The sequence below is a fragment of the Streptomyces subrutilus genome (genome assembly GCF_008704535.1).
Lineage (GTDB): Bacteria > Actinomycetota > Actinomycetes > Streptomycetales > Streptomycetaceae > Streptomyces > Streptomyces subrutilus.
On sequence record NZ_CP023701.1, the window covers coordinates 6,378,235 to 6,401,706 of the forward strand.

The 23,472-nt window shown below is 75.3% G+C and carries 17 protein-coding genes and 1 pseudogene; 6 read left to right on the forward strand and 12 right to left on the reverse strand.

Features of this window, described 5'->3' with window-relative positions:
- Positions 1–48: 48 nt before the first annotated feature.
- From CP968_RS28405 to CP968_RS28440, 8 genes and pseudogenes are all read right to left on the reverse strand, one after another.
- Positions 49–788, reverse strand: a pseudogene (locus tag CP968_RS28405) (GNAT family N-acetyltransferase).
- Between the two features lie 70 nt (positions 789–858).
- Positions 859–1,878 (reverse strand): ABC transporter substrate-binding protein, encoded by a 1,020-nt coding sequence (locus tag CP968_RS28410; RefSeq protein WP_150520700.1) that lies wholly within the window; start codon positions 1,876–1,878, stop codon positions 859–861.
- Positions 1,879–2,004: 126 nt separating this feature from the next.
- A complete protein-coding gene (locus CP968_RS28415; protein WP_150520701.1) occupies positions 2,005–2,823 on the reverse strand; it encodes an amino acid ABC transporter ATP-binding protein in 819 nt (272 codons plus the stop codon).
- Positions 2,820–3,779 (reverse strand): amino acid ABC transporter permease, encoded by a 960-nt coding sequence (locus tag CP968_RS28420; protein WP_229886699.1) that lies wholly within the window; start codon positions 3,777–3,779, stop codon positions 2,820–2,822. The genes CP968_RS28415 and CP968_RS28420 overlap by 4 nt, the downstream gene beginning before the upstream one ends.
- 221 nt (positions 3,780–4,000) lie before the next feature.
- Complete coding sequence (locus CP968_RS28425; RefSeq protein ID WP_150520703.1) at positions 4,001–5,110, reverse strand: aryl-sulfate sulfotransferase; 1,110 nt, start codon at positions 5,108–5,110, stop codon at positions 4,001–4,003.
- A gap of 50 nt (positions 5,111–5,160) precedes the next feature.
- The gene (locus CP968_RS28430) at positions 5,161–6,192 is read right to left on the reverse strand and encodes an ABC transporter substrate-binding protein (RefSeq protein ID WP_150520704.1); all 1,032 of its coding nucleotides are present in this window, start codon (positions 6,190–6,192) and stop codon (positions 5,161–5,163) included.
- A 129-nt stretch (positions 6,193–6,321) separates the two neighbouring features.
- On the reverse strand, positions 6,322–7,038 hold the full coding sequence (locus tag CP968_RS28435; protein WP_150520705.1) for an ABC transporter ATP-binding protein: 717 nt from the start codon (positions 7,036–7,038) through the stop codon (positions 6,322–6,324).
- The gene (locus tag CP968_RS28440) at positions 7,035–7,814 is read right to left on the reverse strand and encodes an ABC transporter permease (protein ID WP_150520706.1); all 780 of its coding nucleotides are present in this window, start codon (positions 7,812–7,814) and stop codon (positions 7,035–7,037) included. Before CP968_RS28440 ends, CP968_RS28435 begins: the two co-directional genes overlap by 4 nt.
- A gap of 127 nt (positions 7,815–7,941) precedes the next feature.
- Here CP968_RS28440 and CP968_RS28445 point away from each other — a divergent pair, with 127 nt between their 5' ends.
- On the forward strand, positions 7,942–8,511 hold the full coding sequence (locus CP968_RS28445; RefSeq protein WP_150520707.1) for a helix-turn-helix domain-containing protein: 570 nt from the start codon (positions 7,942–7,944) through the stop codon (positions 8,509–8,511).
- 141 nt (positions 8,512–8,652) lie between these two features.
- Here the strand turns inward: CP968_RS28445 and CP968_RS28450 are convergent, their stop codons facing one another.
- From CP968_RS28450 to CP968_RS28460, 3 genes are all read right to left on the reverse strand, one after another.
- Positions 8,653–12,594 (reverse strand): nSTAND1 domain-containing NTPase, encoded by a 3,942-nt coding sequence (locus CP968_RS28450; RefSeq protein ID WP_150520708.1) that lies wholly within the window; start codon positions 12,592–12,594, stop codon positions 8,653–8,655.
- Between the two features lie 152 nt (positions 12,595–12,746).
- On the reverse strand, positions 12,747–13,109 hold the full coding sequence (locus CP968_RS28455) for a hypothetical protein (protein WP_150520709.1): 363 nt from the start codon (positions 13,107–13,109) through the stop codon (positions 12,747–12,749).
- A gap of 158 nt (positions 13,110–13,267) precedes the next feature.
- Positions 13,268–13,525 carry an acyl carrier protein gene (locus tag CP968_RS28460; RefSeq protein ID WP_150520710.1) on the reverse strand — a complete coding sequence of 86 codons (258 nt, stop codon included), beginning with the start codon at positions 13,523–13,525 and terminating at the stop codon, positions 13,268–13,270.
- Between the two features lie 327 nt (positions 13,526–13,852).
- Here CP968_RS28460 and CP968_RS28465 point away from each other — a divergent pair, with 327 nt between their 5' ends.
- The 3 genes from CP968_RS28465 (at position 13,853) to CP968_RS28475 (ending at position 18,705) form a co-directional block, all read left to right on the forward strand.
- Positions 13,853–15,406: an aldehyde dehydrogenase family protein gene (locus CP968_RS28465; RefSeq protein WP_150520711.1), complete on the forward strand. Its 1,554-nt coding sequence runs from the start codon at positions 13,853–13,855 to the stop codon at positions 15,404–15,406.
- 85 nt (positions 15,407–15,491) lie between these two features.
- Positions 15,492–15,818 (forward strand): putative quinol monooxygenase, encoded by a 327-nt coding sequence (locus CP968_RS28470; protein WP_150520712.1) that lies wholly within the window; start codon positions 15,492–15,494, stop codon positions 15,816–15,818.
- 151 nt (positions 15,819–15,969) lie between these two features.
- Positions 15,970–18,705 carry an AAA family ATPase gene (locus CP968_RS28475; RefSeq protein ID WP_229886683.1) on the forward strand — a complete coding sequence of 912 codons (2,736 nt, stop codon included), beginning with the start codon at positions 15,970–15,972 and terminating at the stop codon, positions 18,703–18,705.
- A 164-nt stretch (positions 18,706–18,869) separates the two neighbouring features.
- Here the strand turns inward: CP968_RS28475 and CP968_RS28480 are convergent, their stop codons facing one another.
- Complete coding sequence (locus CP968_RS28480) at positions 18,870–20,114, reverse strand: serine hydrolase domain-containing protein (RefSeq protein ID WP_150520713.1); 1,245 nt, start codon at positions 20,112–20,114, stop codon at positions 18,870–18,872.
- 391 nt (positions 20,115–20,505) lie between these two features.
- Between CP968_RS28480 and CP968_RS28485 the strand changes: the two genes are divergently transcribed.
- Positions 20,506–21,846, forward strand: coding sequence for a phytase (locus CP968_RS28485; RefSeq protein WP_150520714.1), 1,341 nt, complete (start codon positions 20,506–20,508; stop codon positions 21,844–21,846).
- 309 nt (positions 21,847–22,155) lie between these two features.
- Positions 22,156–23,433, forward strand: coding sequence for a glycoside hydrolase family 16 protein (locus tag CP968_RS28490; RefSeq protein WP_150520715.1), 1,278 nt, complete (start codon positions 22,156–22,158; stop codon positions 23,431–23,433).
- Positions 23,434–23,472: the final 39 nt, after the last annotated feature.

Consider the following 23,472-nt stretch of genomic DNA (forward strand, 5'->3'; position numbering starts at 1 on the left):
TCTCGAAAACGCTACGCCCGCCCCCCGCGCCGGACAATGACCGCAGTATTAAGAGAACTTGGCAATGGTGTTGCCGGGCCCGCCCGGCGCCCGCAGACCCAGGAAGAAGGGGCGGCGCCGGACGGTGAAGCCGATCGACTCGTAGAGCCGGACCGCGCCGGTGTTGTGCGCGGCGGTGTGCAGGAACGGCACCTCGCCCCGGTCCCTGATGCCCGCGGCCACGGCGCGCACCAGCCGCGTCGCCAGCCCCTCGCCCCGGTGCTCGGGGTGGGTGCAGACGGCGCTGATCTCCGTCCAGCCCGGCGGCCGCAGCCGCTCCCCGGCCATCGCCACCAGCCGGCCCTGCCGGCGGATGCCGAGGTACGACCCAGCTCGACGGTGCGGGGCAGGAACGGCCCCGGCTTCGTGAGGCCGACCAGGTCGAGCATCTCGGGCACGTCGCGCGCCCCCAGCCGGACCGCCTCCGGGTCGTGCTCGGCCCGCAGTGCGGTGTCGACCAGCTGGACGCCAGCGATCGAGGCGACCGTCTCCCACCCCTCGGGCGGCGCCGGCACCCCGGCCAGGGACACCGCCCCGCCCGCGCCCACCAGGGAGTGCAGTGCCGCCCACGACCGGGGGTCCGCCGGGTCGGCGAGGGCGTAGAACGGCGCCACGTCCGGGAGGTAGCGGGCGGCGGGGCCGTCCGCGTGCTCGGCGAACACCGCGTGCGGGCCGTTCAGCGAGGCCCAGGCGGGGTTGTCGAGGACGTGGGGGGACACCGGGACCCGGGTGTCGGCGGTCGTGGGCACGGCTCTCCTTCGTGACGCGGCCGGGGCGGGCCCGGGATGGGTGACCGGGGGCGGGCGGCGGCCCCGCGGGTCAGGAGTTGGTCGCGGGCAGGCCCGGAGGGTTGACCTCGGAGGTGGTGACGGCCTCGTTCGACAGGTTCCACGCGGTCAGCAGCTGGCCGTACTGGCCGTTCTGGACCAGGTGGTTGATGGCCTCGGCGATCGGCTTCGCCAGTCCGCTGTCCTTCTTCGCGGTGGCGCCGATCAGCCCCTGGAGGGTCTCGCCGGCGCCGGAGTACGCACCCGCGTTGCGGGTCGGGGCGGTCCCGCTCGCCGTCTGGGTGATGTGGTACGAGAGCGAGGGGTTGGGCCCGAAGTACAGGTCGATCTTCTTGCCGGCCAGCGCCAGGTTGATGCTGGTGTTGTCCGGGAAGTACTTGACGGTCAGGTCCTTGCCCTCCGACTGCAGCTTCTTCTGCCACGCCAGGAGGATCCGCTCCTGGTTGGTGCCCGAGCCGACCGCGACGGTCTTGCCCGCGAGGTTGCGGTAGTCGCCGCCGAAGTTCCAGGGGTTGTCCTTGAGGGCCTCGAAGGCGAGGTTGTCCTGCCGGTAGGACGCGAAGTCGTACTTCTTCTTGCGCTCCTCGGTCACCGTGACGTTGGTGAAGGCCACGTCGACCTTGCCGCTGTCGATGCCGACGAAGAGGTTCTCCCAGGTGGAGTTCTTGATCACGGGCTTGAGCCCCAGGGTCGCGGCGACCAGCCGGGCGAGGTCGGGCTCGGATCCGGTGAAGGTCTTCTGGTCGGAGCCGACGAACGTCAGGGGCGGGTAGCCGGACGGCAGCGCGCCCACGCCGATGACCAGCTCGCCGCGGGAGCGGACGGCCTCGGGCAGTTGGGCGCGCAGGGCCTCGACGACCGGGACCTTCAGCTCGGCCTGCTGGGCGGCGCCGTTGGAGACGGCGCCGATGGTGACCTTGTCCGAGGTGGAGGAGGCGGTGGCCTTCGCGTCCCCGCCGCAGGCGGTGAGGGCGGAGGCGAGGGCCACGGTGGCCGTCGCGGCGCCGAGGCCGCGGACGAGTCTGGTGCGCAGGGAGGACTGGCGGTGCATGGCGTTCCTTTTCGGGTGGGTGCGAAGGGTGCTGTGGGCCGGGGCGGCGCGGAGCCGCGCACGGCGGGGGGACGGGTGGACGCCCGGCGGTGTGCCGGTCGGGGCGCAGGGGCCCCGCGGGACGGCTCAGAGGACCTTGCTGAGGAACTCCCGGGTCCGGGCGTGCTCGGGGTGGTCCAGGACCCGGGCGGGCGGGCCCTGTTCGACGACGCGCCCCTCGTGCAGGAACACGACCTGGTCGGCGACCTCGCGGGCGAAGCCGATCTCGTGGGTGACGATGACGAGGGTGGTGCCGCCGGTGGCCAGGTCCTTGATCACGGAGAGCACCTCGCCGACGAGCTCGGGGTCGAGGGCGGAGGTGGGCTCGTCGAAGAGGATGACCCCGGGCCGCAGTGCGAGGGCGCGGGCGATGGCCACCCGCTGCTGCTGCCCGCCGGACAGCTGGCGCGGGTAGGCGCCGGTCCGCTCGCCCAGCCCGACCCGTTCGAGCAGCTCGCGGGAGAGGGCCTCGGCCTCGGGCCGCGGCAGCCGGCCGGTGGCGACGGGGGCCGCGGCGACGTTGTCCAGCACGGTCAGGTGCGGGAAGAGGTTGAAGTTCTGGAAGACGAAGCCGATCCGGCTGCGCTGGGCGAGGATCGCCCGCTCGCCCAGCTCCTTCAGCCGGTCCCCGTGGCGCTGCACGCCGATCAGTTCGCCGCCGACGCTGACGTACCCGGCCTCCGGCTTCTCCAGGTGGTTGAGGACCCGCAGCAGCGTGGACTTGCCCGAGCCGGACCGGCCCAGGATCACGGTCACGGTGCCCGGTTCGACGGTCAGGCTGACCCCGTCCAGGACCCGGTGGCCGCCGTACCACTTGTGCACGTCGTGCACCTCGATCGCGGCCGGCCGCGCGGTGGCCGGGGCGGTGTCGGAGCCGGGCTCGACGGGGGTGGTGGTCGGGCTCATCGGGCCGTCTCCTTCCGGGCGCGGGCCCGCAGGTCGCGCAGGCCCGCACGGGCCCGCTGCACGGGGGTCGGCGGCAGGGTGCGCAGGGCGCCGCGGGCGTAGTACCGCTCGACGTAGTACTGCACGACCGAGACGACGCTGGTGAGGATCACGTACCAGACGGTGGCCACGAGCAGCAGCGGCACCACGTCGCCCGGGTAGGTGCTGGCCATGCTCTGGACCGAGCCGAACAGGTCGAGCAGGGAGACGTAGAAGACCAGCGAGGTGGCCTTGAGCAGGCCGATCAGCTGGTTCACGTACGAGGGGACGATCGAGCGCAGGGCCTGGGGGAAGACGATCCGGGCGAACTGGTAGCGCCGCGGCAGGCCCAGCGCGGCGGCCGCCTCGTGCTGGCCCTGGTCCACGGAGAGCACGCCGGCCCGGACGATCTCGGCCGCGTAGGCCGCCTCGGCCAGGCTCAGGCCGACCACCGCGACGACGATGTCGGTGGCGAGCCGCGACTCGTCGAAGGTGAAGAAGGCGGGCCCGAACGGGACCCCGATGCTCAGCGTGGGGTAGAGCGCGCTGAGGTTGTACAGGAAGAGCAGGACGACGATCAGCGGCACGGAGCGGAACAGCCAGACGTACGTCCAGCTCACCGACCGCAGCACCGGATTGCCGGAGAGCCGGCCCAGGGCGAGCAGGACACCGCCGGCCAGCCCCAGGGCCGCGCTGTACGCGGCCACCTGGAGGGTGATGAGCAGCCCCTCCAGGATCACCGGCCGCACGAACCAGTAGGCGAAGCGGTCCCATTGGTAGAACGGGTTGGTCAGCAGACCGTTCGCGGCCTGGGAGACCAGCACGAGGACGATCGCGGCGGCCGTCCACCGTCCCGGCCGGCGCAGCGGGAGGACCCGCTGCGCCGGTCCGGGCGGTCCGGAGGAACCGGAAGGGCCGGTAGGCGCGGAGAGGAGCAGGGAATCGGTCACGGACACTCCAGCAGCTTCGACAAAGCGCAGAATCGAAAAGCAGCCGTCATGCCGGACAGGAGAGGCCGCTGATGTCGTTATCTGCGGCGTAAGCTAGGCAGCCCGGAGAAGGGGTGTCAACGGTCTGGATATCGCCGGGCGCAGAAGCCCGCATCCTTTTCATCCGCCGTACACATAACGCCCTCCGATGAAATAAATCGAGCCATCCGTCAGAGCCAGGGAAGCTGCTCGGCGTCGTAGCGGTAGGCGCGGAAGACGGAGTTCTGGGCGCCTCCGGAGGACTCCAGGCCGACGCCCTCCCCGAAGGAGCGGAATTCCGGGACCACGAACTCCCAGACGACGTCCCCGCCGGGGGTCACCTCGAAGAGCCGCCCGAAGGAGCCCTCGGCGATGAAGGTGTTGCCGTTCGGCAGGCGCTGGGCGCTGGACATGTACGGGCTGAAGAAGTTCTGCGGCGGATTGTCCACGTACGACCACACCTGCTCGCCGGTGCGCGGGTCGAGCTCCAGCACCCGCGAGTACGGCACGGAGGTGGTGTCGCGGTAGGTCCCGTTGTCGAAGACCAGGACCGTCCCGCCGGGCAGCTCGTGCGGGTGGTGCTGCTGGGCCAGTACGTCGGGCCCGACGCTCCACAGGACCGACCCGTCGGCGCGGTCGACGGCCACGGTGGTGGAGGCGCTGCGGAAGCCCACCAGGAGGGAGCCGTCGGCCCGTTCGTTGACGGTGTTGGCCATCGGCCAGTGCTCGCGGGCGAAGTGGCGGCCCAGCGGCACCTCTCCGGGGTCGAGGTGCTCGATGGCGGCCCAGCGCCACACCACCTCGCCGTCCCAGGTCAGCTCGTACACCACGTCCCCGTAGATCACGCCGCCCGGGGCCTCGGAGCCGGGGATGCCGCCCCGGACGCGGGCCGCGTCGGCGGGGGAGAGGGGCTCCACCGCGGTGATGATCAGGTTGCCGTTGCGCAGGACGGAGGCGTCGTGGTGGTGGAAGGGGTGGCGGACCTCGCGCAGCACCGTGGAGTCCGGGGCGAGTTCCTGGAAGATGCCGCCGTGGTAGACGTCCCAGATGGGGAAGAGGGTCGGGCCGTCGGTGTCCTTGGCCGCGTAGAAGAGGTTGCCGTTCGGCAGGAGCTGGGCCTGGCGGCCGGGCGGGTGCGGGGAGTTCCAGGTGTGGACGGGCCTGCCCTCGATGTCGACGAGGTGGATCACGCCGGTGCTCGTGATGGGCGTGTAGAGGGTGTAGCCGCCGTGGCTGCGGTCGGGATCGTGGGCGATCAGGCCGGTGCCGCGCCGGCGCAGGGTGTTCTGGTCGACGGTCATGGAGTGCTCCTGGGGTGACGGGTCGGGGGGAGGGGTGCGGGCGGCCGGGGTCAGCCGGCCGCGGGGGCCGTGAGCGTGACGGCGGCCGGGTCGGCGGCCTTCAGGGGCGCCGGGTCGAGGTGGCGGGAGAGCGCGGCCGGGTCGGCGGATCCGGGCAGGCCCTGGGCGGCCTTGGCCCAGGCGGCCTCCTCGGCCAGCTGGGTCAGCAGCTCGGGGGAGAGGGTCGCGCCGTAGCCGTAGCGGGGCTGGAAGGCATCGACGTAGTCCGCCTGGAGGGCGCCCTTGGACTGGGCGAGCACGGCCTTGCGGGCGCCCGCCGGGTCCGCGGCCAGCTCCCGCTGGGCGCGCAGCACGGACCGCAGCACGGCCGCCGTGCCCGCCGCGGTCGCCGAGGGTCCGGCGACCAGCAGGGTCCGGGCCGTGTAGCCGGTGAAGGGGAGCTCGGCGTAGCGCGCGCCGAGGGTGGTGCGGGCGGCTCCGTAGAAGCTCGGGAAGGTGACCCCGGCATCGACGTCCCCGCGGGCCAGTGCCGAAGTGACCTGGTTCGGGGCCAGGTTGACGATCGTGACGTCGGCGGCCGAGAGCCCGGCCGAGCCGAGCATCCGCGACAGGGCGTACTCGACGTTGGTGCCCTGCGGGACCCCGACCTTGCGGCCCTTGAGGGCGGTGAAGGAGCCGATGCCGGAGTCGCTGCGGGTCAGCAGCCGCCAGTCGGAGAACCGGGACAGGTCGGCGACGATCCGCAGGTCGCGTCCGCCGAGCGCGGCGGTGACCGCGGGCAGGTCCCCGACGATGCCGAGCTGGGCCTGGCCGCCGAGGACGGCGTTGAGGGCGTCGCGGCCGGTGGGCTGGGTGGTCAGGGTGACGTCCACGCCCTCGGCGGACCACAGTGCGTGCTCCTGGGCCACGTAGACGGGGGCGCCGCCGAGCTGGTCGCTGCCGGCGACTCCGACGGAGGGGCGGCCGCCGCCCTGGCCGGGCGATCCGGCGCAGGCGGTGGCGAGGACGGAGAGCAGGGCGGCGAGCACGAGGCCCGTGGCGGCGCGGGGGCCGCGGGTTCTGTGACGGGTGGGCAGGGACATGGCGGGGCCTTCCGTGGGGTGGGGAGCGGGCGGTGAGGGCGGTGCACGGTCAGGGGCGGTCAGGGGCGGGCGTGCCGGCCGCGTCGGTGCGGCCGCACCCGGTGGTGGTCCGGGTGCGGCCCGCGTGGGTCATTCGGCGCCCAGGTGGTGGGCGATCAGCGAGCGCAGCGCCGCGTCGGGCGGTCCGGCGGGCACGGTGTGGTCGGCCAGGACCCGCCCGGGGGCGCCGCCGAGGACCACCACCCGCTCGGCGAGGGCCAGTGCCTCGTCGATGTCGTGCGTCACGAACAGGACGGTGGTGCCGCGGCGCCGCCACAGCTCCCGCAGCAGGTCCTGCATCCGGGTCCGGGTCAGGGCGTCCAGGGCTCCGAACGGTTCGTCCATCAGCAGGACTTCGGGCTCTGCGGCCAGCGCCCGCGCCAGGGCCACGCGCTGCTGCATGCCGCCGGACAGCTGGGCCGGGTACTTCTCGGCGCCCTCCGCGAGCCCCACCTCGGCCAGCGCCGCCAGCGCGCGCCGGCGCCGCTCCGGCCGGGGCAGGCCGAGCCGCTTCAGGGCGAACTCCACGTTCCCGCGCGCCGTGCGCCAGGGGAAGAGCGCGTAGTGCTGGAACACCACGCCCCGTTCGGGGCCGGGCGCGCGCACCGGTGCGGAGCCGGCCGTGACCCGCCCGGCGGTGGGCCTCACGAACCCGGCCACCGCGCCCAGCACCGTGGACTTGCCGCATCCGCTGGGGCCCAGCAGCGCGGTGAACGAGCCGGCCGGCAGCTCCAGGTCGGTGGCCTCCAGCACCCGCGCGGCCCCGTACGCGACGGACAGCCCCTCCAGCCGTACGCCCAGGCTCATGACGCGCCCCAGTGGACGAACCGGCGGCCGACCGAGGCCAGCACCAGGTCCACGGCCACGCCGAGCAGGCCGAGCACGAGCAGGCCCGCGAACATCCGGTCGACGCGCAGGAACTGCCCGTCCACCTGGAGCCGGTAGGCGAGCCCGCTGTCCGCGCCGCCCAGCTCCGCCGCCACCAGGGCGAGCAGCGCCACCGAGGCGCCGTAGCGCAGCGCGGCGAGCAGGGCGGGCGCGGCGGCCGGCAGCAGGACCTCGGTGAACCGCCGGTGCAGCGGGGCCCCGAGGGAGCGGGCCGCGCGCAGGTGGGTCACCGGCACCCGGGACACGCCGTCGTGCACGTACAGCCAGACGGCGAGCAGGACGGCGTAGGCGATCAGCAGGCGCTTGGCGGTCTCCCCGATGCCGAACCAGGCGGTCGCCAGGGGCACCAGGGCGATGGCCGGGATGGGGCGCAGGAAGGAGACGACCGGGGTGACGGCCGCGGACACCTTCGGCAGGTAGCCGGTGGTGAACCCGAGCGCGCTGCCGATCAGCGCGCCGAGGGCGAAGCCCTGTCCGGCACGGGTCAGGCTGGCGCCGAGGTCGGCGGCCAGGACCCCGCTGCGGGCGCTGTCGGCCAGGGCGGCCGCGGTCTGGGCGGGGGTGGGCAGCAGCCCCGGGGCCACACCGCCGGACCGGGCGAGCAGGTACCACAGCGCGAGGACGGCGGCTGCCGCGCCCAGGGCCGGGCCGAGCCGGCCGAGGGCCCGGCCGGGCGGTGAGGGGGTGGCGTGCACGGGGCTGCTCCTCGTTGTCGATAAGTGAGGTCAATAATTGACCACGCTTATGACGGGAGTGTTGCAGCGGTGCGAAACCTCTCCGGACCCTCCGGCCGCCCCCGCCCGATGCGGTACGTTCACCAGCGTGTCTCGACCCGAACCCACGCCCGAGGCGATCGAGGTCGGGCAGGTGATCCGCGGTCGCCGCAAGCAGCGCGGCGTCTCCATGGCCGTGCTCGCCGCCCGATCCGGCCTCTCCCAGCCCTTCCTGAGCCAGCTGGAACGCGGACTGGCCACGCCCAGCCTCAGCTCCATCTACCGGATCGCCGAGGCCCTCGACGTCACCCCCGGCACCTTCCTGCGCCCGCCGGCCCGCCCCGGCGCGGTCAGCCACGAGAGCGACCCGCAGGTGATCCGGGTCGACGAGGCGGCCGGTCAGATCGCGCAAGTGCTCATCCCCGGCGGCCGCAGCGCCCTGATGGAGGCGTACGAGCACCACTTCGAGCCCGGCCGGGGCGAACGCGGCTGGTTCGAACACCCCGGCGAGGACTTCCTCTACGTCCTGGAGGGCGAGATCGTCCTGGAGGTCGAGGGCGAGGAGCCGCTGACCCTGCGCGCCGGGCAGAGCGCGCACCACCGGGGCGAGGTCCCGCACCGCTGCCGCCTGACCGGCCCCGACGGCGCCCGCACCCTCCTCGTCATCGCCAACGCCTGAGCGGGACGCGGGGGGTGGCCGGAGCGAGCGCTCCGGCCCCGGTCGGGCAGGGCCCGGCCGAGCGTCCGCGGACGGGCGGCGGGAAACGCCTCGGGAAACCCCGCCGAGCAGGCGCCCCGCGACGGGCGCCCGGACGGTCCCTCAGGTGCCGGGACAGCCCGGGTCGCCGAGGGGCCCGGCGGGCGCCGGCGGCGCGGCGCCGGCCCCCGCGGAGACCGGTCCCGGACGGCACAGCCCCGCCAGTCGCGCCCCCGGGTCCGGGTCCCACAGCCGGACGGTGCCGTCCGTGCTGCTGCTGGCCACCGTCCGCCCGTCCGGGGAGAACAGCACGCCCCAGACCGCGTTCGCGTGCCCGGCCAGCGCGGCCACCGCCCGGCGGCCGGGGACGTCCCAGAGCCGGACCGTGCGGTCGTTGCCGCTGCTCGCGAGCGTGCGCCCGTCCGGGGAGAAGGCGACGGCCCGAACCGAGCCCGTGTGCCCGGCCAGCAGGGCCGCAGCGCGACGGCCGCGCGCGTCCCACAGCCGCACCGTGCCGTCGTTGCCGCTGCTCGCGAGCGTCTGCCCGTCCGGCGAGAACACCACGGCCCGCACCGCGCCCGTGTGACCGGACAGGGCGGCCAGCGGGCCGCGCGCCGCCACGTCCCACAGCCGCACCGCCAGATCGTCCCCGGCGCTCGCCAGCGTGCGCCCGTCCGGACTGAAGGCCACGTCGTTGACGAAGTCCGTGTGCCCGGCGAGGAGGGCCAACGGGCTGCGCGCGGCCACGTCCCACAGCCGTACGGCCCCGTCCGAGCCGGCCGAGGCCAGGGTCCTGCCGTCCGGTGAGAAGGCCACCGAGAACACTGTCCCGCCCTGGCTGGTGAGGGTGCCGGCGGGCCCGCGCGCGGCCACGTCCCACAGCCGTACCGTCCCGTCCGAGCCCGCCGAGGCGAGCAGCCGCCCGTCCGGCGAGAAGGCCACCGAGAACACCGTCTCCCCGTGCCCCGTGAACGCCGCCACCATCCGGCGCCCCGCCACCTCCCACAGCCGCACCGTGTGGTCCGCCTGCGCCGTGGCCAGCAGCCTGCCGTCCGGGCTGAACGCGGCGTGCCAGATCTCCGTGAACGGGTGCGGCGCCAGCACCGGCCCGCGCAGGTCCCACAGCACCACGGACTGGTCGAAGCCGGCGGTGGCCAGCAGCGCCCCGCGCGCGTCCACGGCCACCCCGAGCACGTAGTCGGTGTGGCCGGCCAGCGTCGCCGTCAGTCGCCCGCTGGAGACGTCCCACAGCCGCGTCGTCCCGTCGCCGCCCGCGCCGACGACCGTCGTCCCGTCCGGGGTGTAGGCCACCGCGTTGACGTCGTCGCTGTGCCCGCTCAGCGTCGCCGTGTTCCGCCGCCCGGCCACGTCCCACAGCCGTACCGTCCGGTCGACGCCCCCGCTGGCCACCGTCCGCCCGTCCGGCGCGAACGCCACCCCCAGCACCTCGTCCGTGTGCCCGGCGAGCACCGCCAGCGGCCGCGGGTCCGCCGGATCGGGGTCCCACAGCCGTACGGTCCGGTCGGCGCCCGCCGACACCAGCGTCCGCCCGTCCGGAGCGTACGCCAGGGCGTTGACCCGCCCCGCGTGGCCGGGCAGCGAAGCCACGACCCGGTGCTCCCCGCCCGCCTCGCACAGCAGCACCGCCCCGTCGGCGCCCGCGACGGCCAGCGTCCGCCCGTCGGGTGCGAAGGCCAGGGCCCGCGCGCCCGCCGTACCCGCCGGGAACACGGCCGGCGCGCCCCGCCCGCCGGTGTCCCACATCCGGGCGGGCCCGTCGGTGGAGGCGGCCGCGAGCGTCCGGCCGCCCGGCCCGAAAGCCACCGCGCGCACCCGGCCGGGCAGCGTGAACGTCAGCGTCGTGCGGCGGTCGGACAACCGGCGCAGCGCCACCGTGCCATCGGAACCGGCCGTCGCGAGCAGGGAGCCGTCGGGGGAGAAGGCCACCGCGTTCACCGGCCCGGTGTGTCCGGTCAGGCGGCCCGCGAACGGCTGCGCCTGCGTGCTCAGCAGGGCGCCCCGCGCCTCGGCCGTCGGCGCCGTCAGGTAGGCACGGGCCGCCAGCCGCATCGAGGCCTCCGGCTGGCCGGCGGCGAGCGCGGCGGACTGCAGGGCCAGCGCGCGCGAGCGGGCGACGCGCTCCTGCCCCAGGGCGGCCGTGCGCTCCTGGTACGCGAGCCCGCCCGCGCCCAGCGCGAGGACCAGCAGGCTCACGAGCGTGGCCAGCATCCCCTGGCGCAGCCGGACCTGGCGCCGCGCCTGGCGTGCGCGGTGGTCCGCACCGGCCCGGCCGGCCCGCAGGAACGCCTCCTCCTGCGGACCGAGGCGGCCTCCGCCGTCCCGCTCGTCGGCCCAGGCCCGCGCGGTCTCCAGCCGGGTGCCCCGGTACAGCGCGGACGGGTCGCGGCCCTCGCGCTCCCATTCGGCCGCCGCGTGCGACAACTGCTGGTGGATCAGGAGCCCGGACCGGTCGGCGCGGATCCAGCCGCGCAGCCGGGGCCAGGCGTGCAGCAGGGCCTCGTGGGTGATCTCGACGCCGTCGCGGTCCAGGGTGACCAGCCGGGCTCCGACGAAGGGGGCCAGCGCGGCCGCGGCCCCGCCCGTCCCCTCGTCCTGTCCCAGCAGAGCGGTGCGGCCCATCCTGCGCCGGGTGGCGCCGGCGCCGTCGGCGACGTGGACCAGCCGGACCAGGACGCGGCGGACCGTCCTCTGCTCGGCCGGGCGCAGCCGCGCGAACACCGTCTCGGCGGTGCGCGCCACGGCCCCCTGGATGCCGCCCGCCCGCTCGTACCCCGCGACGGTCAGGGTGTCCCCGTCGCGCCGGCGCCAGACGGCCAGCAGGGTGTGCGACACGAGGGGCAGCACGCCCGGGGGGATGCGGCCGCCGGTGTCGTCGCGCAGTCCGGCGTCGCGCAGCAGCAGCGGGACCAGACCCGGCTCCAGGGCGACGCCGGCCAGCTCCGCGGGCCGGGTGACGGACTCCCGCAGCTCCGCCACCGACATCGGCGGCAGGACGAACAGCCCCTCGGTGAAGGCCGACGCGAGCTCCGGCAGGTCCAGGCAGCTGCCCGAGAAGTCGGCCCGTACGCCGAGCACCACCACGGCCGGATCGTGTCCGGCCGCCGCCGCCCGCGCGCCGCTCGCCACCGCGGCGAGGACCCGTACGAAGGCGCGCCGCTCCTCCTCGTCGGAGCAGAGGGTGAACAGCTCCTCGAACTGGTCGACGAGCAGCACCGGCCTACAGGACGGCGCGGCCAGGGCCCGGGATTCACTCGAAAGAGCGAGATCCGCCATGCTGCTGACGGCATCGAGGAGCACCTCCGGGCGCTCCCGCACCTCCCGTACGGTGATCCCCGGATCGCGGCCCAGGGCCTTCGCCGTACGGTCGAGCAGCTCCTCCAGCGGATGCGCGGTGGGGGTGAGCCGCACCACCGGCCAGGTCTCGGCGCCGGTCATCGGGAAGCCGCCGGGCCGCCGGAGGGCCGGCACCAGACCGGCGTTGAGCAGGGAGGACTTGCCGGCGCCGGAGGGGGCGACCAGCAGCAGCGGTCCGCTGCCGACGCGCTCGAAGACCCGCTCCACCAGGGCGGCCGTCGCGCGCTCCCGGCCGAAGTACCAGGCCGCGTCGCGGGTGGTGAAGGCCGAGAGCCCCCGGTAGGGGCCCTCCCCGGGCGGCCGAGGGCCGGGTGGGCCGGTGCCCGGGCCCGGCCGCCGGACCCGTCGCAGCAGGTCGCCCCCGGCCCCCAGCACTTCGTCGCAGCGGCGGGCCACGTCGGGGGTCGGGCGCTTCGCACCCGTCTCGATCTTGCTCAGGTAGCCCTTGCTGTAGTGCGTCAGCCGGGCCAGATCGGCCAGGGACAGGCCGCGCTCGCCGCGGAGCCGCCTCAGCCGTGCGCGGAAGGCGCCGGGGCCGCCGCCGGACGGTCCCTGCCGCTCACCGGGGGGTCCGAGCCCTCCGTCGGACGGTTCGGGCCCTCCGTCGGACGGTGCGTGTCGGTCGTCGGACGGTGCGTGTCGGTCGTCGGTGTTCCGCGGACGGTCCGGAGCCCCCAAGACATCCCCCATGGCAGAGCGCGCCCAGGTCGTGAGATGGCACGGGCCAGGCTACAGCGGGGGTGTGACGGGGGCTCGGACGTCAGCGCCGGTCGGACGGGAGCGGGGACCCGGCGCGGCCGGGGTCGGACCGGCCGCGGCGCCGCTCCCGTCGAACGGGGGTGCTACGGGTTCAGGCGGATCGAGTTGATCGGCCCGAGGTCGGCGTAGACGCCGGTGCGGGCGGCGATCGGGTTGCCGCAGCCCCCGCCGTTGGAGCCGGTGCAGAGGTTCGCGGTCGCGCCGCCGGTCTGGTTGTTGAGCACCCAGTGGTTGCCGAACTGGTTGCTCAGGTTGTGCGCCCCGTAGCTGTAGTAGATCTGGGACGGCTTGACGGCCGGGTTCTGGTTCTGGGGATAGATACAGACCGCTCCGTCGGGGCAGCCGGCCCAGGCGTCGGCGGGCTTGGCCTCGACCGTCCCGCCGAGCGCGATCACGGCGGCGGCTGCGGTCGCGAGCGCGGCGGCTCCACGGATCAACTTGCGCATGGTGTCCCCTTGTGGGTCGTGCCGGTGCGGACGACTCCACCCTCCTCCCGCACCCCGCGCCGATCGACGGGTTTCCCGTTGCCCGTCCCGGAGCCCGCCGGGAAACCCCCGGCGAGCTGGGCGGGCGCCGCAGCACGGGCAACGGCCCTCCGGGAGGGTCAGCTCCCGGCCGGCAGCGAGCCGTTCACCAGGTCGAGGAACTCCCGCGGCGACCGGCACCGGTCGGCGTCGGCCGGCAGGGGCCTGCCCTGCCGGTTCTCCAGCTCGCCCACGATGCCCAGCAGTCCGAGGGAGTCCAGCCCCCACTCGTCGAAGCCCGCATCGGGGCGGTCCGCCATGGCGGCCGGGTCGACGGTGAGGCCGGCGCCCTTCTTCATCAGCGCGGCCAGTTCTTCGATGGTGAGTCGAGCGGTCATCGTTGCGTCCCCTCAGGAGGCGGCCGGCGTGCGCGGTCCGGTGATCGGGCGCACCACCCGAACCGATCGTGTGCCGCCGGGGCGCCCGCCGCGAGGGGAGGGAACCAAGCGGGTGAACGGGCGTGCCGACGGCGCGGTGCTCCGGCGCGGTGCTCCGGCGCGGTGCGGCGACGCGCCGGACGGGGGTGGCGGCGGCCGTTTCGGGCATCCGCTCCGTACGGTCGGACCGGGCGGTTCCGCCCTGGCCCCGCGGTGCGGATGCCCGCGTGGAGCCGGGCGTGCGCGGGCCACCGGCCGCCCCGCCCACCCCTGAGCGGAGAGCAGCAGATGGCACCCACCCCCACCCCCACCCCCGTCCTCAAGCCCGGTACCGCCTGGTCCGACGCCTGGCGGCGGGCAGTCGCCGCGGCCCCCGAGGCCTTCTGCGAGGACCACGTCCTCAACCTGTGGGCCGGCTCCTGGCAGTCCGGCGGCCACACCCTGCCCGCCACCAGCCCCGTCGACGGCAGCCCCGTCGCGGGACCGCCGCGGCTGGATGCCGAGACCGCCGGCCGGGCGGTACGGGCCGCGCTCGACGAGCACCGCACCTGGAGCCACGTGCCCCTCGCCGAACGGCGCGCCCGCGTCGGCGCCGCCCTCGACGCCCTGGACGAGCACCGCGAACTGCTCGCCCTCCTGCTGGTCTGGGAGATCGGCAAACCGTGGCGGCTCGCCCGGGCCGACGTGGACCGGGCCGTGGACGGCGTCCGCTGGTACCTGGAGCACATCGGTGCGATGACCGAGGGCCGCACCCCGCTCGCCGGGCCCGTCTCCAACATCGCCAGCTGGAACTACCCGATGTCCGTCCTCGTCCACGCCCTGCTCGTGCAGGCCCTCGCCGGCAACGCGGTCATCGCCAAGACCCCCACCGACGGCGGACTCGCCTGCCTGACCCTCGCCGCCGCCCTGATCCGCCGCGAGGGCGTCCCCGTCACCCTGATCAGCGGCAGCGGGGGCGAGCTGTCCGGGGCGCTGGTCCGGTCCCCGGAGATCGGCTGCGTCTCCTTCGTCGGCGGCCGCGACACCGGCGCCCGGATCGCCACCGCCGTCACCGACCTCGGCAAGCGCCACATCCTCGAACAGGAAGGGCTCAACACCTGGGGGGTATGGGACCACACCGACTGGGACGCGCTCACCGCCGTCATCCCCAAGCTCTTCGACTACGGCAAGCAGCGCTGCACCGCCTACCCGCGCTTCGTCGTCCAGCGCACCGCCTTCGACGCCTTCCTCGCCGCCTACCTCCCGGCCGTCGCCGCCGTCCGCACCGGCCACCCCCTGGCCGTCGCCCACCCCGACGACCCGCTGCCCGAGCTGGACTTCGGCCCGCTCATCAACGCGGCCAAGGCCGCCGAGCTCACGGGGCACGCCGCCGACGCGGTCGAGCGGGGCGCCGTGCCGCTCTTCCGCGGCCGGCTCGACCCGGCCCGCTTCCTGCCCGGCCAGGACACCTCCGCGTACGTGGCCCCGCTCACCCTGCTCTCCCCGCCGCCCTCCTCCCCGCTCTACCACGCCGAGCCCTTCGGGCCGGTCGACACGATCGTCCTCGTCGACACCGAGGCCGAGCTCCTCGCGGCGATGAACGCCTCCGGAGGGGCCCTCGTCGCCACCCTGTCCACCGACGACCCGGCCACCTTCGCCCGCCTCGCCCCGCAGATCAGGGCCTTCAAGACCGGTCACGGCAGGCCCCGTTCGCGCGGGGACCGCGACGAGCTCTTCGGCGGCTTCGGCGCCTCCTGGCGCGGTGCGTTCGTCGGCGGCGAGCTCCTGGTCCACGCCGTCACCGACGGCCCGGCGGGGGAGCGGCTGCCGGGCAACTTCCCCGACTACCACCTGATGCCGTAGCCCTGCGGCGCCGGCCGCGGCCCGGTCCGCCGCGGCCGGACACCCGGATGTGCGCGGGCGCGCGCTTGCTGGCAGGCTGGTGCGCATGATCTTCATCGCCGTCAGGTTCGACGTCCGCCCGGAGCACAGCGACACCTGGCTCGCCCGCGTCGACGACTTCACCCGGGCCACCCGCGAGGAGCCCGGGAACCTCTTCTTCGACTGGTCGCGCAGCGTCGACGACCCGAACCAGTACACCCTGCTGGAGGCGTTCGCGGACGCCGAGGCCGGCTCCGCGCACGTGGCGTCGGCGCACTTCGCGGCCGGCATGGAGACTCTCGCCGGAGCCATCGCGGCCACCCCCGAGATCATCAACGTGGAGGTCCCCGGCCAGGGCTGGAGCGCCATGACCGAACTCACCCCCCGCGGCTGAGCGGGGCCGGGCTCGGGGCCGGATGCCGACCGGCGACGGACCGGCGGGGCCCGTCGCCCGGTAGGGGGCCGATATATCCTGACCTGCTCGGAGCCGAGGCCGGATCACATGGGGTGCCGGGGTGGAGCGGCGCCGGGGGACAGGGGCGGCCGTGTTGACCGTGGTCGGCGGCAAGGACGGGGAACTCATCGGGAGGCGGCGCGAAACGGCGCTGCTCGCCCGGGCTCTGGAGCGCGCCCGCACCGGCGCCGGCGGTGCGGCGGTCCTCCTGCGCGGCGAGGCGGGCATCGGCAAGACCGCCCTGCTGGACTGGGCCCGGAACACGGCGCGGGCGGCCGGGTTCTCGGTGCTGCGCGCGGTCGGCGCCGAGGCCGAGGCCGACATCGCCTTCGGGGCGCTGCACCAGGCGATATGGCCGCTGCTGGAACGCTCCCGAGCCCTGCCCGCCCGGCAGCGGGAGGCCCTGGAGTGTGCGCTGGGGCTGCGCGGGGGACTGCCCCCGGGCGGCTTCGCGGTCGGCGCCGCCGCCCTCGCCCTGCTCGCCGAATCCGCCCGCACCCGCCCGCTCCTGCTGCTCGTCGACGACCTGCACTGGGTGGACGCCTCCAGCGCCGCGGTCTTCGCCTTCCTGCACCGGCGGATCGCCGACCTCCCCCTGGTGATCGTCAGCGCCGGGCGTCCCGAGGGGCCCGCCGCCGAGGGCTGGCCCACGGCGCCGGTGGACGTCACGGCGCTCGCCCACGCCGACGCCGGAGCGCTGCTGCGGCAGTGGCATCCGGAACTGGCCGCCACGACGGCCGAACGGGTGCTGGCCGAGGCGGCGGGCAATCCGCTCGCCCTCGTCGAACTGCCCCTGCAACTGGACCCGACCCACCTCAAGGGCCTCGCTCCGCTGCCCGACCGGCTGCCGCTCGGACAGCGCCTGGAGCGGCTCTTCGCGGGCCGGCTGACGGCCCTGTCCGCCGAGTCCGCGCGGCTCCTGCTGCTCACCGCGCTCGGCGGCGGACCGGCGGCCGGGAGCACCGGCGCGTGGCTGCGCGAGGTCGCCGGAGACCGGGCGGAGGAGGTGCTCGCCCGCATCGAGGCGAGCGGGCTGGCGTACCTGGACGCCTCGGGACGGCTGGAGTTCCGCCACCCCCTCGTGTGCAGCGCCGTGATCTCCGCCGCATCCGGGCCCGAACGCCGCGAAGCGCACCGGCTGCTGGCCCGCGGTCTGCCGGCCGACGACCCCCGCCGCCTCGTGCACGAGGCCTCTGCGGCGCTCTTCCCCGACGAGGAGCTCGCGGCCCGACTCCAGGAGGCCGGCGAGCGGATCGCCCGCCGCGGCGGCGACGCCGAGGGGGCGCTGCTCCTGGACCGGGCCGCCGCCCTCAGCTCCGACCCGCACTCCCGGGCCCGCCGGCTCACCTGGGCGGCGGTCATGGCCGCCCGGGGCGGCCGGCTCCCGTACACCACACGGCTGGTCGGCGAACTGCGGCGCGGGCCCGTGCCGCCCGACATCGCGCCGCTGTTCGCGTACGCCGTGGTGTACGCGGACCAGAGCCACCACGTCGACTTCGAGTCCTCCTTCACCCTGCTGCCCGCGGCCCTGGACGCGCTGGCCGCACCCGGAGCCGAGACCTTCGGCGGGCTGGCCGAACAGGCGTACTTCAAGCTGCTGCTCGCCGCCACCTTCACCGAGGACCCCCGCGCCTGGCGGGCCCTGGAGGAGCACCGGGACAACGTGTCCCCGCTGGCCCGGCTCTGCCACCGGGCCTGGTCCGACCCGGCCCGCACCGCCCACGGCGCGTCCGAGGAGTTCCGCGTCGCGGCCGAGCGGATGAGCGAGGAGCAGGAGGCCGGGAGCGCCTGGCTGCTGCTGTGGACCGGCTCGGCGGTGGACGTCGGCGACGCGGAACTGTGGCGGCGCTTCACCGGACAGCACGCCTACGCCACCCAGGGGTCGATCGCCAAGGCCAAGTGCCACCAGGACTTCCTGCACGGGCACTGGGACGCGGCGGAGGACTGCCTGCGCGAGGCGCAGGCGGCCGAGGAGGCGGGCTACCACTGCAACGCCCTCCTCTTCCGGCACTTCCACGCGCACTTCCTCGCCGGCCGCGGCGACGAGGCGGGCCTGCGCGCGGTCGACGCGCTCATCAGGCCCGCGGCCGCACGTGCCCGGATGCGGTTCGTCACCGACCACCTGACGCACCTGCACGGCCTCGCCGCGCTGGCCCACGGCCGGTACGAGGAGGCGTACTGCCACGTCTCCTCGCTCACCCCGCCCGGCGTGCTGCCGCGCGGACTGCCCTGGTTCCACCTGCCGTTCTTCGACTTCGTGGACGTGGCCGTGCACACCGGCCGGCGCGCGGAGGCCCTGGCCCACCTGGCGGCGGGCCGGGAGGCGCGGATGGCGGAGATCTCGCCCCACCACGCCTTCCTGCTCGCCGCGGCCACCGCCCTGGCCGCGCCCGACGAGGAGGCGGACGCGGCCTACCGCGCCGCGTACGCCGTTCCCGGCTCCGGCCAGTGGGCCTTCGAACGGGCCCGGCTGCGCTTCGCGCACGGCTCGTGGCTGCGCCGCCACCGCCGCGCCGGGGCGCGCGACGTGCTGGGCGAGGCCCACCGCTCCTTCACGGCCCTGCGCGCCGGGCCGTGGGCCGAGCGCTGCGCGGAGGAACTGCGCGCGGCCGGGCAGCCGGTGGGCGTCGCCCCGGACGGCCCGGGGCGGCTCACCGGACAGGAGCTGCGCATCGCGCGGCTCGCCGCGACCGGCCTGACCAACAAGGACATCGGCAGGCAGCTGCAACTGTCGCCCCGGACGGTCGGGGCCCACCTCTACAAGATCTTCCCGAAGCTCGGCATCACGTCCCGGGCCGCCCTCGCCCGGGCCCTCCACGGCGACTGAGCCGCGGGCCCGTCGACGGGCGGGCGGGCCGTAGCGCAGCGCAGGGTGGTTTTCGGCCATGTCGTGCCCTTGTGGACCCGCAAGGCTGCCCGGACGTACCGGTGCGGGGCTCCTGCGGGGCACGCGCCGGGGGCCGGCGGGCCGCGGCCCGCCGGCCCGGGGCGTCAGCGGGCGTGCCGCTCCGGGAGGTCCACTTCGGCCGGGGCGGTGGCGGCGAAGCCGCGCGCGGTGGCCTTCGCGGCGGGCGCGCCGCAGAACGCCGCCTCCAGGGTGCCACCGAGGGCGGTGTTGGCCTCGCCCCGGTTCGAGGTGTTGGCCATGGCGGCCAGGCTGCTGCGGCCGTCGCGGGTGGTGAACGCGTAGGTGTAGAAGCCCTGCACGGTGCCGGTGTGGCCGTAGACCGAGGTGCCGCAGGAGAGGTCGTAGCGGCGCAGGCCGAGTCCGTAGAACCGGGTGTTCGTGCCGTCGGTCGGGGTGACGGTGGTCATCGCGTCGAGCTGCTCGGGCGCGAGGAGCCTGCCACCGAGCAGGGCCGACATGAAGGTGTTCAGGTCGGCCGGGTTGGAGATCACCGCTCCGGCGGACTGGGCCCAGGACACGGTCTGTTCGGTGGAGTCGACCAGCGGCGAACCCGCCTCGTCGGGGTGCAGGTAGCCGCGCGCGTGCAGGCCCGAGATGGTGGTGCCGGGGTGCACGTAGGAGGTGTTCTTCAGGCCCAGAGGCTTGAAGATGCGGCGTTCGTACTCCTTGGCGACCTTGTTGCCGGTGGCCTTCTCGATGAGCATGCCGACCACGACGAAGTTGGTGTTCGAGTACTTGTACGCCACGCCCGGCTGGGTGGTGCGCGGTTCGGCGAGGGAGAGGGCCACCAGCTCCTGGTAGGTGAACACCTTGTTGCGCACGGCCTCGAAACCGGGCACGGTCCGGGCGAACATCACGTTCGTGTAGTCGGAGAGTCCGCTGCGGTGCGTCAGCAGGTGGCGCACGGTGATCCGGTCGTCGGGGAGCAGGCCCGGGAGGTAGGTGTTGACGGACGCGTCCAGGTCGATCTTCTTCTCGGCCACCAGCTGGAGCAGGACGACGGAAGAGAAGGTCTTGCTGACGCTGCCGATCCGGAAGCGCGCCTTCGGGTCCATGGCCGCGCCGGTGGCCTTGTCGCGTACGCCCACGGCCGCGGTCGAGACCCCGTCCGGACCGCTGAACCGGGCCGTCGCGCCCGGGGCCCCGGCCGCGAGGGTGTTGCGCAGCGCCTGCTCCAGGGCGCCGAGGTCGGGCGCGGCCGGGGTCGCGGCGGCCGGCGCCACCGGGGCCGCGGGGGCGGCGTGCGCGGCGGCGGCCGGGGTCACCAGCGCCGTCACGGTGAGCAGGGCGGCGCTCAGGGCCAGACGTCGGTTGAAGGACGGAAGCATGGGGGTTCCTCTGGTTCAGCTGGCTCGGACACCGGGGCGGGGCGGTGCGGACGTGTGGTCCGGCATGCCGGACCGGCCGTCCCGGTGATCATGAGCTTACGGAAGCCGGCGCCGGGTCCCGGAGCGGTTTCCGGCCAACTCCGGGCCATCGAACCCCGCCGAACCCCGCGGTTCACCCGAGGGAGTGAGGGGGCGTCACGGACGGCCGCACGACGACGCCGGGCGGTGGGCGGCCCGCGGCCCCCGGGTGTTCACTGCGTGGCCACGCACGCGTCACGGCCCTTCCACGAGGGCTACCGGCGGGTGGATCACGGTGGGGCGGTCCGCCGCGCACGGGCCGCACCCGCCGCCCGGCCGGACGACCGACCCGACACCGCACCCAGGAGGCAGCATGAGCGTGACCCCGAGCAGCAGGACCCCGGTCGTCGTCGCGGCGACGGTCCTGGCCCTGGCGGTGACCTCCCTCCCGGCCCACGCGCACGGGGGGCGCCCCGACCCGGCGCCGCTGGCCCGGGTGGCGGCCGCCGTCGAGACGCCCTCCCTCTTCGACGACGAGGCCGGCGGCAACGCCAACGCGGACGACCCCGCGATCTGGCGCAACACGGCCGATCCCGACCGCAGCCTGGTCATCGCCACCGCCAAGGAGGGCGGCCTGCGCGTCTACGGCCTTGACGGCCGCCAGGTGCAGTCCCTCCCGGCCCCGGCCGCCCCGGCCGAGGGCGCCCCGCCCGGCCGGTTCAACAACGTCGACCTCATCACCGGCCTCCGCTTCCCGGACGGCCGCCACGACGTGGCCGTCGTCTCCGACCGGGGCCGCGACCGGCTGCGGGTCTACCGGATCGACGCGTCCCGGCCCGCCGCGCCGCTGACCGACGTCACCGACGAGACCGCGGCCCCGCTGCTCTTCTCCGCCGACCAGGACGAGGTGGCCGGGCAGCGGACCGCCTACGGCCTGGCCGCCTACACCGACCGCCGCAGCGGCCGGGCGTACGCGGTGGCCAGCCGGCGCGACGCCACGGCCCTGACGCTGGCCGAGCTCACCGCCGACGCGCGGGGCCGGGTCGGCTACCGCACGGTCCGCACGATCTCGCTGCCCGCCTCCTTCCGGCTGCCGGACGGGGGACGCTGGACGCCGTGCGCGGAGCCGGGGGAGCTGCCCCAGGTCGAGGGCATGGTCGTCGATCCCGACACCGGCGACCTGTACGCGGGCCAGGAGGACGTGGGCATCTGGAAGCTCGACGCCGACCTGCGCTCGCCGGCCCGCCTGATCGAGAAGGTCCGCTCCTTCGGCGTGCCCGGCACCTGGAACCCGGCCACCGAGGAGTGCGACGCGGGCGCGGACCCCGGCTTCGGGGGACGGCACATCAGCGCCGACGTGGAGGGGCTGACCATCTGGCGCGACCCCGCACGCCCCGGCCGCGCCGGATACCTGCTCGCGTCGAGCCAGGGTGACGACACCTTCGCCGCCTTCGACCGCGACCGGGGCGACGCGTACGCCGGCGGCTTCCGCGTCGCGGCCGGCGGCGCGCCGGGGACGCCCGACGGCTCGCAGGAGTGCGACGGTGCCGCGGTCACCGGTGAACCGCTGGGCCGGCGGTTCCCGCACGGCCTGCTGGTGGTGCAGGACGGCGCCAACACCCCCGGGTCGGCCGGGTCCGACGGCGGCGCCCGCACCGACACCGACTTCAAGTTCGTGGACCTGGCCGCGGTCAAGCGCGCGGCGCGCCTCTGACCCGAGCCTCCCGGGGCGGGGCCGGCGCGCCGGCCCCGCCCGCGCGATGCCCGCCGCGCGCCGGTCCCGCCCGCGCGATGCCCGCCGCGCGCCGGTCCCGTTCGGGAAGTGAGCCCTGCCGGGGCCCTTGACAGGCAAATTGTTCACTTCTTAAATCACGAAGTGAACTAAGCACCCTCCAGATCCGCTTGCTCGTCCCGGCACCGGTCGGCGCGGCAACCGCACGGTTCCGCTCCGTCCTGCCGAAATGTCATGCACATGGCATCAGCGCCGCCGGGCCTCCCCGTCATGCTCCTGGAAGGCAGAGCCATGCACCCCCCGTACTCACCCCGCCGTCTGCTCCTGTCCCTCGCCTCGGTCCTCGCCCTCGCCGCGCTGACGACCGGACCGGCGCAGGGCGCGCCCCCGCCCCCCGCTCCCGCACCGTCGGCGGCCGCGCCCGCCGCGGCCGCCGTCACCTTCTCCGACGAGTTCGACGGCCCCGCGGGCTCCGCCGTCAACGGCTCGAAATGGCAGATCGAGACCGGCGACAACGTGAACAACCACGAACGGCAGTACTACACGCCGGGCGCGGGCAACGCCGCCCTCGACGGCCGGGGCAACCTGGTCATCACCGCCCGCCGGGAGAACCCGGGCAACTACGCCTGCTGGTACGGGCGGTGCGAGTACACCTCGGCCCGGCTCAACACCTCCGGGAAGTTCGCCACGACGTACGGACGCGTCGAAGCGCGGATGAAGGTGCCGCGCGGCCAGGGCATGTGGCCCGCCTTCTGGATGCTCGGCAACGACATCGGCCAGGTCGGATGGCCCGCCTCGGGCGAGATCGACATCATGGAGAACGTCGGCTTCGAGCCGTCCACCGTCCACGGCACCCTCCACGGGCCCGGATACTCGGGCGCCGGCGGCATCGGGGCCGGCTACACCCTGCCCGGCGGACAGGCGTTCGCGGACGCCTTCCACACCTTCGCCGTCGACTGGAGCCCGAACGCGATCACCTGGTCCGTCGACGGAGCCGTCTACCAGCGCCGCACCCCCGCCGACCTCGGCGGCCGCCAGTGGGTCTTCGACAAGCCCTTCTTCGTCATCCTCAACCTCGCGGTCGGCGGGTACTGGCCCGGCGACCCCGACGGCAGCACCACCTTCCCCGGGCAACTGCTGGTGGACTACGTGCGGGTGAGCTCCGACGCCGGCCAGCCGGGCGGCGGCTCCGGACCCGTCACCGGCCTCGGCGGCAAGTGCGTGGACGTCGCCGGTGCCGCGACCGCCAACGGCACCCCGGTCCAGCTCTACGACTGCAACGGCACCGCGGCCCAGCGCTGGAGCGTGGGCGCGGACGGCACGCTCCGCGCGCTCGGCAAGTGCCTGGACGTGGCCTCGGGCGCGACGGCCGACGGCACCGCGGTGCGCCTGTGGGACTGCAACGGCACGGCCGCCCAGCAGTGGGCCGTGCCGGCGGCGCGCGACATCGTCAATCCGCAGGCGAACAAGTGCCTCGACGTCGCCGGCAGCAGCACGGCCAACGGCGCCCGGCTGCAGATCTGGACCTGCACCGGCGCCGCCAACCAGAAGTGGACGGTCACCCGCTGACCCCCGTGCCCCGGCGCTGAGCACCGGCCCGCCGTCCCG

Coding starts and splice junctions, on each gene's coding strand:
- CP968_RS28410 (WP_150520700.1), bottom strand. CDS start 1,878: ATGCACCGCCAGTCCTCCCTGCGCACCAGACTCGTCCGCGGCCTCGGC.
- CP968_RS28415 (WP_150520701.1), bottom strand. CDS start 2,823: ATGAGCCCGACCACCACCCCCGTCGAGCCCGGCTCCGACACCGCCCCG.
- CP968_RS28425 (WP_150520703.1), bottom strand. CDS start 5,110: ATGACCGTCGACCAGAACACCCTGCGCCGGCGCGGCACCGGCCTGATC.
- CP968_RS28430 (WP_150520704.1), bottom strand. CDS start 6,192: ATGTCCCTGCCCACCCGTCACAGAACCCGCGGCCCCCGCGCCGCCACG.
- CP968_RS28435 (WP_150520705.1), bottom strand. CDS start 7,038: ATGAGCCTGGGCGTACGGCTGGAGGGGCTGTCCGTCGCGTACGGGGCC.
- CP968_RS28450 (WP_150520708.1), bottom strand. CDS start 12,594: ATGGGGGATGTCTTGGGGGCTCCGGACCGTCCGCGGAACACCGACGAC.
- CP968_RS28455 (WP_150520709.1), bottom strand. CDS start 13,109: ATGCGCAAGTTGATCCGTGGAGCCGCCGCGCTCGCGACCGCAGCCGCC.
- CP968_RS28460 (WP_150520710.1), bottom strand. CDS start 13,525: ATGACCGCTCGACTCACCATCGAAGAACTGGCCGCGCTGATGAAGAAG.
- CP968_RS28465 (WP_150520711.1), top strand. CDS start 13,853: ATGGCACCCACCCCCACCCCCACCCCCGTCCTCAAGCCCGGTACCGCC.
- CP968_RS28470 (WP_150520712.1), top strand. CDS start 15,492: ATGATCTTCATCGCCGTCAGGTTCGACGTCCGCCCGGAGCACAGCGAC.
- CP968_RS28480 (WP_150520713.1), bottom strand. CDS start 20,114: ATGCTTCCGTCCTTCAACCGACGTCTGGCCCTGAGCGCCGCCCTGCTC.
- CP968_RS28485 (WP_150520714.1), top strand. CDS start 20,506: ATGAGCGTGACCCCGAGCAGCAGGACCCCGGTCGTCGTCGCGGCGACG.
- CP968_RS28490 (WP_150520715.1), top strand. CDS start 22,156: ATGCACCCCCCGTACTCACCCCGCCGTCTGCTCCTGTCCCTCGCCTCG.